The sequence below is a fragment of the Rhodococcus sp. 14-2470-1b genome, assembly GCF_002259415.1.
GTDB lineage: Bacteria > Actinomycetota > Actinomycetes > Mycobacteriales > Mycobacteriaceae > Rhodococcoides.
On record NZ_NPFY01000012.1, the window covers coordinates 127772 to 141251 of the forward strand.

The following is a 13480-nucleotide window of genomic DNA, read 5'->3' on the forward strand; positions in this document are numbered from 1 at the left end:
TGGTCACCTCCCCTGCAATCCGGCAGCGATGACGGCGCGACCGACCGGAGCTGCGACCGACCCACCGGTTGCGGCGAGGGCGCGGTCACCGCCGTCCTCGACGATTACTGCGATTGCGATCTTCGGATTGTCGGCGGGCGCGAACCCGATGTACCAGGCGTGCGGCGGTGTGTTCCGCGGATCGGTGCCGTGTTCGGCGGTTCCGGTCTTCGACGCGATCTGCACACCCGGGATCTTGCCTTCGCCGCCGGTGTTGTTCTCCGACCCGATCATCAGGTCGGTGAGCGTCTTCGCGGTTTCGGGACTGATCGCGTCGCCTGCGGACTGCGGGACCGTCGTGGACAGGTTGGACAGGTCAGGGGACTGCAGCTGACTGACCAGGTGCGGGTCCATCCGTACGCCGGAGTTGGCGACGGTCGCTGCGATCACCGCGTCCTGCAACGGCGTCAGCGCGACATCGCGCTGTCCGATGCTGGACTGGCCGAGAGCAGCGTCGTCGGGGATCTGGCCGATGGTGCTGTCCGCGACAGGCAACGGAAGCGACGTCGTCTCGCTGCCGATGCCGAATGCGCTCGCCGTGTCCTTCAGCGCGTCGGCGCCGGTTGCGATACCGAGCTCGACGAAGGCGGTGTTGCACGAGCGCGCGAAGGCCTCGCGCAGTGTCGCCGTCGGGCCGCCGCCGCAGGTGCTGCCGTTGTAGTTCTCCAGGGTGGTCTCGGTGCCGGGCAGGGTGATGGTCGGCGCCGCCGTCAACTGGTCGTCGGGTGTTGCACCGTTCTCCAGGGCCGCGGCGGTGACGAGCACCTTGAACGTCGACCCGGGCGGGTACGTCGCCGAGATGGCGCGGTTCAGAAGCGGTTTCGCGGGGTCGGCGTTCAGTGCGTCCCAGGCCTCGGTGGTCTGCGCACCGTCGTGGCTGGCCAGCAGGTTCGGGTCGTAGCTCGGCGAGCTGGCCATCGCGAGGATGTTGCCGGTCGACGGTTCGATCGCCACGACCGATCCGGTGTATCCCCGGGAGAACAGCTGATCGTAGGCGACCTGCTGAACGACGGGATCGATCGTGGTGACGACGTTGCCGCCGCGTGGATCGCGCCCGGAGATCAGGTCGAACAGCCGGCGACCGAACAGGCGGTCGTCGGAACCGTTGAGTACCTGATCCTCGGTCCGCTCGAGGCCGGTGCTCGAATACAGCATCGAGTAGAAACCGGTGATCGGGGCGTTGGCCATCGGGCTGTTGGGCGCCAACTGGTTCGGTGGATAGGTACGCAGGTACTTGTACCGATCGTCGGTGGCGATCGACGCGGCGAGGACCTGGCCGCCGGCCGAGATCTGACCGCGCTGGCGGGAGTACTCGTCGAGCAGGACTCGGGAGTTGCGTGGATCGGACCGCAGGTCGTCGGCCTTGATGACCTGCAGGTACGTGGCGTTGAGGAGCAGCGCGACGACCATCACCATGACGGCGACGGAGACGCGGCGGAGCGGAGTGTTCATGAGCGCTTCACCATCTCGGTCGGCGCCTCGGCGATGGGGGCGGCCGGTGCCGGCTTCTTCTTCGGCGTCGCGGGTTCACGTGCGGCGTCGGAGATCTTGATCAGCAGGGCGACGAGCAGGTAGTTGGCGAGAAGCGACGATCCTCCGTAGGACAGGTACGGCGTGGTGAGGCCGGTGAGCGGGATGAGCTTGGTGACGCCGCCGACGACGACGAACAACTGGATCGCGACGGTGAAGGACAGGCCTGCGGCGAGGAGCTTGCCGAAGCTGTCACGCACCGCCAACGCCGTCCGCAGACCACGGATGATGAAGACCAGGTACAGGACCAGCACCGCGGTGAGTCCGATGAGACCGAGTTCCTCGCCGATGGCCGCGATGATGAAGTCGGTCTTCGCGAACGGCACCTGCGACGGACGTCCGCTGCCGAGGCCTGTTCCCGCGAGACCACCGGTGGCGAAACTGAACATCGACTGGACGATCTGGTAGCCGGTGTCGTTGTAGTCGTCGAACGGGTGCAGCCACGTGTCGGTACGGATCTTGACGTGGCCGAACACCTGGTACGCGAACAGGAACCCGACGAGCAGCAGGCCGAAACCGATGATGAGCCATCCGACGCGTTCGGTCGCGATGTAGATCATGACCAGCACGGTGCCGAAGATCAGCAGCGAGGAACCGAGATCCTTCTCGAACACGAGAACACCGACGGAGACGATCCACACCAGAAGGATGGGCCCCAGGTCGCGGGCACGCGGGAAGTCCATGCCGAGGAAGTGCTTGCCGGCGGTGGTGAACAGTTCTCGTTTGGCGACCAACAGCGACGCGAAGAAGATGAGCAGCAGGATCTTGGCGAACTCACCCGGCTGAATGCTGAACCCGGGCAGCCGGATCCAGATCTTCGAACCGTTGACCTCGGAGAACGCCGATGGCAGGACGGCCGGGATGGCGAGCAGCACCAAACCGCACAATCCGACGGTGTAGCTGTACCGAGCGAGAGTGCGGTAGTCGCGAAGGAGCACGAGGAGCGCGATGAAACCGGCGATAGCCAGTGTTGTCCACAGCACTTGCTGGTTGGCGTCGGGAGACGGAATCTCCTGTCCCAGATATGCAGCCGACTGCTGGTCCGCGAGATCCAGGCGATGGATCAACACCAATCCGAGCCCGTTGAGCAGCGCCACGATCGGAAGCAGCAGCGGGTCCGCGTACGGAGCGAACCGACGCACGGCCAGGTGAGCGACCGTGACCAGAGCGAGGTACGCCAGACCGTACTTCGCCAGATCCCACGTGATCGCCTGTTCCTGGCTGGCTTCCACCAGGACGAGCGACAGCGTCGTGATGAGCACTGCGATACCGAGCAGAAGCAACTCGATGTTGCGGCGATTGGACTGGACCGGAGCAGGCGCGAATCCGCCCGGTGGGCTCGGAAAGGACGCCCCCACAGATGGATTGGAGCTCATCAAGTACCGGTCCTGCAGTTCTGACCCGGCAACTGGGTAACCGTGGGCGCCGGAGTGGTCGTGGTCGGCGGCGCAGCAGGATCGGCAGGCGGCGCGGCCGGGTCGGCGGGAGGTGCGGCCGGATCCGCGGGAGGCGCGGCAGGCGTCGGCGACGGTGTGGTCTGACTCGTCGTCGCAGCGACCTCGTCGCACGGCGGGAGAAGATCTCCCGAGGCGAGGCGGTTCATCTGGCTGTTGACGTCGTCCAGCTTGCCCGACGGCAGCCCCGCGCGCACCTGCTCGCGTGCGGCAGGTGCGAGGTCGTCGACCTGGAAGACGGTGCAGTCTGCGGGAACGGTGTCGGGTGCGCTCAACGTGAGTGCGCCCTCGTCGCCGAGGCATCCGATGCTGTGCACGGATTGCAGCGAGTATCCGAGGATCGAACCGGGCACACCGCGCATCACGGCGACGCGGCCGTTGTCCTCGCCGACGTAGTAGTTGCCACGGATGGCCGCGTTGGCAACGAAAGCGCCACCGACGAGCAGTGCGACGACGGCGAGAGCAACCAGCGTCCACCGCAGCTTGTGCGACTTCTTCTCCGGCACCGGCGCAGGCGTCGTCACCCGCTTCGGTGTGGTCCGGGGTGGGCGCATTGCCGCGGCGCGTCCGGCTGCCGTGTTCGGCGGCGGAGCGTCTTCCTCGTCCTCGGTGCTGGCTGCGCCGCCGAGAATGGGTGAGCTCTGCCCGTAGTCGATGTCGACGACGTCGGCGACGACGACGGTCACGTTGTCCGGACCGCCACTGCGCAACGCCAATTCGATGAGGCGGTCCGCGCACGACGCGCAATCGCCCTCGTTCATCGTGTTCTCGATGGTCTCGTCGCTCACGACGTCGGACAATCCGTCGGAGCACAGGAGGTAACGGTCTCCGGCCTTCGCTTCCCGCACGGTCAGCGTCGGCTCGATCTCGTTGCCGGTCAGTGCACGCATGATCAGCGAACGCTGCGGGTGCGTATGTGCCTGTTCGGCAGTGATCCTGCCCTCGTCGACGAGGGACTGGACGAACGTGTCGTCGCGAGTGATCTGGGTCAGCTTGGTCTCGCGGAGCATGTACGCGCGGGAGTCGCCGATGTGGCAGAGCCCGATCTTCCTGCCCGCGAACAGAATCGCGGTAAGGGTGGTGCCCATGCCGTCGAGCTCGGGCTCTTCCTCGACCTGATCGGCGATGGACGCGTTGCCTTCGCGCGTCGCGGCCTCGAGCTTGCCGAGGAGATCGTCGCCCGGCTCGTCGTCGTCGAGGTGCGCGAGCGCTGCAATCATCAACTGCGACGCCACCTCGCCTGCCGCGTGCCCGCCCATGCCGTCGGCGAGGGCGAGAAGACGGGCACCGGCGTAGACGGAATCCTCGTTGTTCGAGCGCACCAAGCCGCGATCACTGCGGGCGGCGTATCGCAGTACCAGTGTCACGGGCGCAGCTCGATCACGGTCTTACCGACACGCACCGGAGTGCCGAGCGGAACTCGAACTGCCGTCGTCACCTTCGCGCGATCGAGATAGGTCCCGTTGGTCGAACCCAGATCCTCGACGTACCAATCACCGCCGCGTGGCGAAATTCGAGCATGGCGAGTCGACGCGTAATCGTCGGTCAGCACGAGCGTGGAGTCGTCCGCGCGGCCGATGAGAACAGGCTGTGTACCGAGTGAAATTCGTGTTCCGGCGAGACCGCCCTGTGTCACCACTAGATTCTTGGCAACCTTCTGTTTGTTGAACGACGGGAGGACCTTCGATCCGCCCGAGTACCGCGCAGGCATCCGCATGCCCGACGCCGCGTAGATATCGCTGCGAAGTGTGCGAAGCACGGCCCAGACGAAGAACCACAACAACAGCAGAAAGCCTGCCCTGGTCAACTGCAGAATCAAGCCCTGCACAGCCGTCCACCTCCTTCGCAGGTCGTACTTGGTCGGCGTCGCGGGCGTACGCCGGGATCTCCCCCCGAGTCGCCAGCGATCGTAATGACACGACGTCTCACGCAGCATCCTAAGGGGAAGCTGCGCGTGTCGATCACCATACGGGTGAGGTGCGTCAGACGATGCGGACGAGGATCTCCGAGTGACCAGCGCGAATGACGTCGCCGTCGGCGAGTTGCCAATCCTGGACCGGGGATCCGTTGACCGTCGTTCCGTTGGTGGAGCCCAAGTCGGAGAGCATTGCCACCCGGCCGTCCCAGCGGATCTCGACGTGTCGGCGGGACACGCCGGTGTCCGGTAGACGGAACTGGGCATCCTGGCCACGACCGATGATGTTCTGGCCGTCACGGAGCTGGAAGTACCGTCCGCTGCCGTCCTCGAGTTGCAGCGTTGCCGTCAGACCCTGGCTGTCGGAGTACGCGGGCTCGTCGTAACCGTAAGCAGGCTGCTGGTATCCCGCGGTGGGGTACTGGCCCTGCGGGTAGCCGTTCTGCTGCGGCGGGTAGTCGTACGCGGGCTGCTGGTAGCCGGCCGGTTCTGCGTACGCCTGCTGGTCGTAGCCCTGGTCCGCGTACGCCTGCTGACCGTAGTGCTGCTGACCGTATGCCTGCTGGTCGTAACCCTGCTGTTCGTAACCCTGGCGTCCGTACGACGGATCGGAGTAGGCCTGGCCACCCTGGTCACGTGCAGCCTGCTCATGCCCCGCCTGCTCGTACCCGTTCTGATCCGAGTACGCCTGTTGGCCGTATGCCTGCTGGTCGTAACCCTGATCGGAATACTGCTGGTCGTAGCCCTGATCTGCGTACTGCTGGTCGCCGTACGCCTGGTCGTCGTGGCCCTGACCGTAGGACCGAGGGTCGTACTGGCCTTCTTGTACGGGTGCCTGCGCTGCCGGGGCGCCGTAGCCGCCCCCGTACGGCGCACCGTTGCGGTAGCCCTGATCTGCTGCGCGCGGATCGCGCCCGTTCTGCTGTGCGTACCGAGGGTCCTGACCCGGCGCCGGGTATCCACCGCGTGCGCGAGGGTCGGGGCGAGAGCCGTCGGCCGGGTCGCGTTGCGGGTCGTAACCTGGGTTCTGCGTCATGTGGCCGGCTCCTGATGTCGACTTAGGTGTGGCGGACGGGCGCGGGGGTCGCGGACCGGGTGCTGCAGGTTTCTGTGGCGCGGCACCGGCTGCAGTCGGTGATCGTCCCACATCGGGGTCGACCGAACCACTGGCCCGGAACTGGCCGGTGTGCAAAGTAGGGGACGGCTCGAAGCGAACCGCGATCTCTCCGTACGTCTGCCAGCCCTGATCGCGTATGTAGTCGCCCAGGTGGCGGGAGAATGCCTTCATGGTCAGGTCCTGGTCCGCAGCCAGTTCCTCGTGATCGGAGCTGTTGATGGTGATCACATAGCTGTTCGGCGCGAGATAATGACCACCGTCGAGTGGGCGGACTCTGTCCGACGCCTCCTGCTGAAGCGCCGCCTCGACCTCCTGAGGGACGACACCACCGCCGAACACTCGGGCGAAGACGTCGCCCACTGCGCCTTGGAGCTTTCGCTCGAAACGCTGGACAATGCCCATGGTGACCTCACTTCCCGGTCGTGCTTCGTTGGATTGCGCCTCAGGCGCGTGTCGCCTACAGGTCGTCGTCTCAGCATGATATACGTTGCCGCTCGGAGCCTGTCGGTGCTGCGGTCGGCCGACGAACGGACACGATTTTCATGCAGCGATATCTGCGTGTTAATGTTCATCGGTCGCCCGGGCGGGTGGCGGAATGGCAGACGCGCTGGCTTCAGGTGCCAGTGTCCTTCGGGACGTGGGGGTTCAAGTCCCCCTCCGCCCACAACACTGGCCGCAGCTGATTCACTCGCTGCGGCCAGTAGTCATTTTCGGGTAGTCATTTTCGGGGTGATGCGCCCCCGATACGTGTCCACGAGACTCGAATGTCGTCCGTGTAATTCCCGGATCCTCTTCCAGTACCGCAGAACTCGCCGCGAACGCGGGTCGATGAGGGTATTTTTCGGGTTCGAACGATCATCGAACGAGCCAGGGGGGCGCAATGCAGGGGTCAGGGAATTGTAAAAGTCCAGGTAGAGAGCCTGAATAGGCTTACCTTATTTGCAGGTTGGCCTAGGTGCTGACTTATCGTTTGTTGTTGGACCGACGTACCCAATTGTCGATCCGCCCGAAAGGCACCTTCGTTTCACCGTTTCGAGCGCACCCGCTCGACGTTATCCGAAGATCGCCTCCGGTGGTGCTGCTTCAACGGCGAACGGCACCGAATAGCCGTCCGCGACGGCCGGTTATCTGTACCGCGCCGATCCGACGTACTTGAAGGCTGGACTTATCCGAAGGCTAGGTATGAAGCACACTCCGGGCCCCCAAGGCCTCTACGACCCCCGCAACGAACACGACTCATGTGGTGTCGCGTTCGTGGTGGACATGCATGGTCGTCGTAGTCGAGACATCGTCGAGAAGGCCATCACCGCGCTGGTCAACCTCGAGCACCGGGGCGCCGCCGGCTCCGAACCCAACACCGGTGACGGCGCCGGAATCCTGATCCAGGTACCGGACGCGTTCTTCCGTGCCGTGGTCGATTTCGAGCTGCCCGCCGCTGGTTCGTACGCCACCGGAATCGCATTCCTGCCGCAGGGCAAGAAAGACGCCGCCCGTGCGAGCGACGACGTCGTCCGCATCGTCGAAGAAGAGGGCATGAAGGTCCTCGGATGGCGTGAGGTTCCCACCGACGACTCCTCCCTCGGGGCGCTCGCGCGCGACGCGATGCCGACGTTCCGTCAATTGTTCTTCGCCTCGTCGGACAACTCCGTTACCGATCTGGCTCTCGAGCGCGCTGCCTTCGTCATCCGTAAGCGCGTGGAGCACGAGCTCGGCGAAGAGGGCGCGGGCAAGGACGGCCCCGGCCGCGAGACCGTCTACTTCCCGTCGCTGTCCTCGCAGACCTTCGTCTACAAGGGCATGCTGACGACGCCTCAGCTCAAGGGCTTCTATCTCGACCTGCAGGACGAGCGTGTGGAAAGCGCTCTCGGCCTTGTGCATTCGCGTTTCTCCACCAACACGTTCCCGTCGTGGCCGCTGGCGCACCCGTTCCGCCGCGTCGCGCACAACGGTGAGATCAACACCGCCACCGGTAACGAGAACTGGATGCGCGCCCGCGAGGCGCTCATCACCTCCGACGTGTTCGGTGGATCCGACGCCCTCGAGAAGATCTTCCCGGTCGTCACCGAAGGTGCAAGCGACACTGCACGTTTCGACGAGGTTCTCGAGCTTCTGCACCTCGGCGGACGCAGCCTTCCGCATGCCGTCCTCATGATGATTCCCGAAGCCTGGGAGCGTCACGAGTCGATGGACCCCGCTCGCCGGGCGTTCTACAAGTACCACTCCTCGCTGATGGAGCCCTGGGACGGACCGGCGTCGGTGTGTTTCACCGACGGCACCGTCATCGGCGCGGTCCTGGACCGAAACGGTCTGCGCCCCAGCCGACTCTGGGTCACCGACGACGGTCTGGTCGTCATGGCCTCCGAGGTCGGCGTCCTGGACATCGATCCGGCGAAGGTCGTCCGCAAGGTTCGTCTGCAGCCCGGCCGTATGTTCCTGGTGGACACCGCGCAGGGCCGAATCGTCTCCGACGACGAGATCAAGGACGAGCTCGCCGCCGAGCACCCGTACCAGCAGTGGCTCGACGAAGGTCTGACCTCGATCGACGACCTGCCGGACCGTCCGCACGTGCACATGCCGCACGACCGCGTTCTCATCCGTCAGCAGATCTTCGGCTACACCACCGAGGAGCTGAACGTTCTGGTCTCGCCGATGGCGAAGACCGGCGCCGAGGCCATCGGTTCGATGGGTACCGACACTCCGATCGCCGTGCTGTCGGCTCGTCCTCGGATGCTGTTCGACTACTTCTCGCAGCTCTTCGCGCAGGTCACCAACCCGCCGCTCGACGCGATCCGCGAGGAGATCGTCACCAGCCTCGGCGGAACGATCGGACCCGAGGGCGACCTGCTCAACCCCGGCCCCGACGCGTGCAAGCAGATCGTGCTCCCGCAGCCGATCCTGCACAACGACGACCTGGCCAAGCTCGTCCACATCAACGACGAGGGCACCCAGGAAGGCCTGCGCTCGGTCGTCGTGCGCGGCCTCTACCCCGTCGCCGAAGGTGGCGAAGGTCTGCAGAAGTCGTTGGAGGCCATCCGCGCTCAGGTGTCCGCCGCCATCTCCGGTGGCGCGCGCATCATCGTGCTGTCGGACCGTGAGTCGAGCGAGAAGCTGGCCCCGATCCCGTCGCTGCTGCTGACCTCGGCGGTGCACCACCACCTCGTGCGTGAGAAGACGCGTACCAAGGTCGGTCTGATCGTGGAGTCCGGTGATGCACGCGAGGTGCACCACATGGCTCTGCTCATCGGCTTCGGTGCCGCTGCGGTCAACCCGTACATGGCGTTCGAGTCCATCGAGGACATGATCGAGCGCGGTGCACTGACGGGCATCGAGTTCGACAAGGCCGTCTCCAACTACATCAAGGCAGCAGGCAAGGGCGTGCTGAAGGTGATGTCCAAGATGGGCATCTCCACACTCGCCTCGTACACCGGCGCTCAGCTGTTCCAGGTCATCGGCCTGTCGCAGGGTCTCGTCGACGAGTACTTCACCGGTTTGAACAGCCACCTCGGCGGTATCGAACTCGAGCAGATCGCACAGGACGTGGCCACCCGCCACGGCATGGCGTACCTCGAGAACCGTCAGGAACGTGCACACCGTGAACTCGAGGTCGGCGGCGAGTACCAGTGGCGCCGTGAAGGGGAGTACCACCTCTTCAACCCCGACACCGTGTTCAAGCTGCAGCACTCGACCCGCACCGGTCAGTACGACATCTTCAAGGAATACACGAAGATGGTCGACGATCAGTCCGAGCGCCTCGCGTCGCTTCGCGGTCTGTTCCGCTTCAAGACCGAAGAGCGCCAGTCGATTTCCATCGACGAGGTGGAGCCCGCCTCGGAGATCGTCAAGCGATTCTCGACGGGCGCGATGAGCTACGGATCCATCTCCGCCGAGGCTCACGAGACCCTCGCGATCGCCATGAACCGCCTCGGCGGACGTTCCAACTCCGGTGAGGGCGGCGAGAGCGTCGACCGCTTCGAGCCCGACGAGAACGGCGACTGGCGTCGTAGCGCGATCAAGCAGGTGGCGTCGGGTCGCTTCGGTGTCACCTCGCACTACCTGACCAACTGCACCGACATCCAGATCAAGATGGCCCAAGGTGCCAAGCCCGGTGAGGGCGGCCAGCTTCCGGCGCACAAGGTGTACCCGTGGGTCGCCGAGGTTCGTCACTCGACGCCTGGCGTCGGCCTCATCTCGCCGCCGCCGCACCACGACATCTACTCGATCGAGGATCTCGCTCAGCTGATCCACGACCTGAAGAACGCCAACCCGCAGGCACGCATCCACGTGAAGCTGGTCTCCGAGGTCGGAGTCGGCACGGTCGCGGCCGGTGTCTCCAAGGCGCACGCCGACGTGGTGCTCATCTCCGGCCACGACGGCGGCACCGGTGCCACGCCGCTGACGTCGGTCAAGCACGCAGGTGGACCGTGGGAACTCGGTCTCGCCGAGACCCAGCAGACGCTGCTGCTCAACGGTCTCCGTGACCGCATCGTCGTGCAGGTCGACGGACAGCTCAAGACCGGTCGCGACGTCATGGTCGCCGCACTGCTCGGTGGCGAGGAGTTCGGTTTCGCGACCGCGCCTCTCGTCGTGTCGGGCTGCATCATGATGCGCGTCTGCCACCTCGACACCTGCCCCGTCGGTGTCGCGACGCAGAACCCGGTGCTGCGCAGGCGTTTCGCAGGCAAGCCCGAGTTCGTCGAGAACTTCTTCATGTTCATCGCAGAAGAGGTTCGCGAGCTTCTGGCCGAGCTCGGCTTCCGCACGCTCAACGAAGCCGTCGGTCAGGTCGCCCTGTTGGACACCACCGCAGCGAAGGAAGCGTGGAAGGCGTCCAAGCTGGATCTGTCGCCCATCCTCGACGAGGTCGAGTCGGCGTTCATGAACCAGGACCTCTACAACACGGGCGTCCAGGATCACGGGCTGGACAAGGCGCTGGACCAGCAGCTCATCGCTCAGAGTCGCAATGCTCTGGACAAGGGCGAGAAGGTCACGTTCGAGTCCAAGATCACCAACGTCAACCGCACCGTCGGCACCATGCTCGGCCATGAGCTGACCAAGGCGTACGGCGGAGTCGGCCTGCCGGACAACACCATCGACATCACGTTCACGGGTTCGGCCGGTAACAGCTTCGGCGCGTTCGTGCCGTCGGGCATGACCCTCCGCCTCAACGGCGACGCCAACGACTTCGTCGGCAAGGGCCTGTCCGGTGGACGCATCATCGTGCGGCCGTCGCTGAACGCTCCTGCAGGATTCGTCGCCGAGGACAACATCATCGGTGGCAACGTCTTCCTGTTCGGCGCGACGCAGGGTGAGGCTCTCATCCGCGGCGTCGTCGGCGAGCGTTTCGCGGTCCGTAATTCCGGTGCCGTTGCCGTCGTCGAAGGTGTCGGCGACCACGGCTGCGAGTACATGACCGGTGGAAAGGTCGTCATCCTCGGTGAGACCGGCCGCAACTTCGGTGCCGGTATGTCCGGCGGCGTGGCGTTCGTCTTCGACCCGAACAAGACGTTCGAGGCGAACCTCAACACCGAGCTGGTCGACATCGAGAACATCGAGGGCGACGAGTTCACCTGGCTCAAGGAAATCGTCACTCGCCACCACGAGGAAACGGGATCCGATGTCGCGGAGCGCATCCTGGCGGACTGGTCACAGCAGGTGAACCACTTCGTGAAGGTCATGCCTCGCGATTACAAGAAGGTACTGCTTGCCATCTCCGAGGCCGAGAAGAACGGCGCGGACGTGGACGAGGCGATCATGGAGGCAGCTCGTGGGTGACCCACAGGGATTTCTGAAGAACACCGTCCGCGAACTGCCGAAGCGTCGGCCGGTCGACCTGCGACTGATGGACTGGAAAGAGGTCTACGAAGACTTCTCGAAGGACACTCTGCAGACCCAGGCCAGTCGGTGCATGGACTGCGGAATTCCGTTCTGCCACAACGGCTGCCCGCTCGGGAACCTGATTCCCGAGTGGAACGACCTGGTCTTCAAGGACCGCTGGCGTGAAGGAATCGACCGTCTGCACGCCACCAACAACTTCCCGGAGTTCACCGGGCGGCTGTGCCCGGCGCCGTGCGAGGCGTCGTGCGTCCTGGGCATCAACCAGGATCCGGTGACGATCAAGCAGGTCGAGGTCGAGATCATCGACAAGGCCTTCGAGGAAGGCTGGGTCACCCCGGTCTACCCGACGCACCTGACCGGCAAGACGGTCGCCGTCGTCGGCTCCGGTCCTGCGGGTCTCGCTGCAGCGCAGCAGCTGACGCGTGCCGGCCACACCGTGACGGTCTTCGAGCGCGCCGACCGCATCGGTGGACTGCTGCGCTACGGCATCCCCGAGTTCAAGATGGAGAAGCGCCACATCGACCGCCGTCTGGCGCAGATGGAGGCCGAGGGCACGGTGTTCCGCACCGGCGTCAACGTCGGCGTCGACATCACGGCCGACGAACTGCGCGCGGAATTCGACGCTGTCGTGCTCTCCGGTGGCGCCACCGCGTGGCGCGACCTGCCGATCGAAGGCCGCGAGAACGAGGGCATCTACCAGGCCATGGAGTTCCTGCCCCACGCCAACCGCGTGCAGCAGGGCGACTTTGCCGAGCCTCCCGTCAGCGCCGAGGGCAAGAAGGTCGTCATCATCGGCGGCGGCGACACCGGCGCGGACTGCCTCGGTACCTCGCACCGTCAGGGCGCGACAAGCGTCCACCAGTTCGAGATCATGGCGCGTCCGCCGGAAGAGCGTGCAACGTCCACTCCGTGGCCGCTGTACCCGCTGATGTTCCGTGTCGCGTCGGCGCACGAAGAGGGCGGCGAGCGCGTGTTCTCCGTCAACACCGAGCGTTTCCTCGGCAAGGACGGCAAGGTCACCGGACTCGAAGCTCACGAGGTCGAGTTCAAGGCAGGCAAGTTCGAGAAGGTCGAGGGCAGCGAGTTCACCCTCGAAGCCGATCTCGTCCTCCTCGCCATGGGCTTCGTCGGACCGGAGAAGCCAGGCCTGCTCACCGATCTCGGTGTGGACCTGAACGAACGCGGCAACGTCAAGCGCTCGAACGAGTGGGTCACCAACGTGCCTGGCGTCTTCGTCGCCGGTGACATGGGCCGCGGCCAGTCGCTCATCGTGTGGGCCATCGCCGAGGGTCGCTCCTGCGCAGCCGCCGTCGACACCTTCCTGCAGGGTGCCACTGCACTGCCCGCGCCGATCGTCCCCACCCAGGCGCCGCAGAGGTAGTTTTTTCTCGCTTCGGCATGAATGGCGCCACCGCAACCGTCAGACGGCTGCGGTGGCGCCATTCATGCGTTGGGGGACGGTCGAAATGCATGTTTCGAGCGCTGAAACCTCGTTTTCGTTCCCGTATGTGAACCATCACGAATTTAGGTAACCTGCGTTTACCGATTGGGCATCGATTCGACATCAGGCACTGGAATTCTCACAGCCAG

At 65.0% G+C, this 13480-nt stretch carries 7 protein-coding genes and 1 tRNA gene; 3 read left to right on the plus strand and 5 right to left on the minus strand.

The features are described 5' to 3' along the window. Positions 1-3 precede the first annotated feature (3 nt). From CH293_RS10570 to CH293_RS10590, 5 genes are all read right to left on the minus strand, one after another. The gene (locus tag CH293_RS10570) at positions 4-1491 is read right to left on the minus strand and encodes a penicillin-binding protein 2 (protein ID WP_094720152.1); all 1488 of its coding nucleotides are present in this window, start codon (positions 1489-1491) and stop codon (positions 4-6) included. Further along, positions 1488-2945, minus strand: a complete 1458-nt coding sequence (locus CH293_RS10575; protein WP_026347777.1) for an FtsW/RodA/SpoVE family cell cycle protein — start codon at positions 2943-2945, stop codon at positions 1488-1490. The genes CH293_RS10570 and CH293_RS10575 overlap by 4 nt, the downstream gene beginning before the upstream one ends. Further along, positions 2945-4390, minus strand: coding sequence for a PP2C family serine/threonine-protein phosphatase (locus tag CH293_RS10580; protein WP_094653353.1), 1446 nt, complete (start codon positions 4388-4390; stop codon positions 2945-2947). Before CH293_RS10580 ends, CH293_RS10575 begins: the two co-directional genes overlap by 1 nt. After that, on the minus strand, positions 4387-4851 hold the full coding sequence (locus CH293_RS10585) for an FHA domain-containing protein (RefSeq protein WP_020112263.1): 465 nt from the start codon (positions 4849-4851) through the stop codon (positions 4387-4389). The genes CH293_RS10580 and CH293_RS10585 overlap by 4 nt, the downstream gene beginning before the upstream one ends. A 154-nt stretch (positions 4852-5005) precedes the next feature. Next, on the minus strand, positions 5006-6457 hold the full coding sequence (locus tag CH293_RS10590; protein ID WP_094720153.1) for a DUF3662 and FHA domain-containing protein: 1452 nt from the start codon (positions 6455-6457) through the stop codon (positions 5006-5008). 179 nt (positions 6458-6636) lie between these two features. Here CH293_RS10590 and CH293_RS10595 point away from each other — a divergent pair. The 3 genes from CH293_RS10595 to CH293_RS10605 all read left to right on the plus strand — a co-directional run bounded on the left by CH293_RS10595 (position 6637) and on the right by CH293_RS10605 (position 13271). After that, positions 6637-6719: transfer RNA gene (locus CH293_RS10595), tRNA-Leu, on the plus strand. Positions 6720-7237: 518 nt separating this feature from the next. After that, positions 7238-11827: a glutamate synthase large subunit gene (gltB, locus tag CH293_RS10600; RefSeq protein WP_094720154.1), complete on the plus strand. Its 4590-nt coding sequence runs from the start codon at positions 7238-7240 to the stop codon at positions 11825-11827. After that, positions 11820-13271, plus strand: coding sequence for a glutamate synthase subunit beta (locus CH293_RS10605; RefSeq protein WP_037104035.1), 1452 nt, complete (start codon positions 11820-11822; stop codon positions 13269-13271). Before gltB ends, CH293_RS10605 begins: the two co-directional genes overlap by 8 nt. Positions 13272-13480 lie beyond the last annotated feature (209 nt).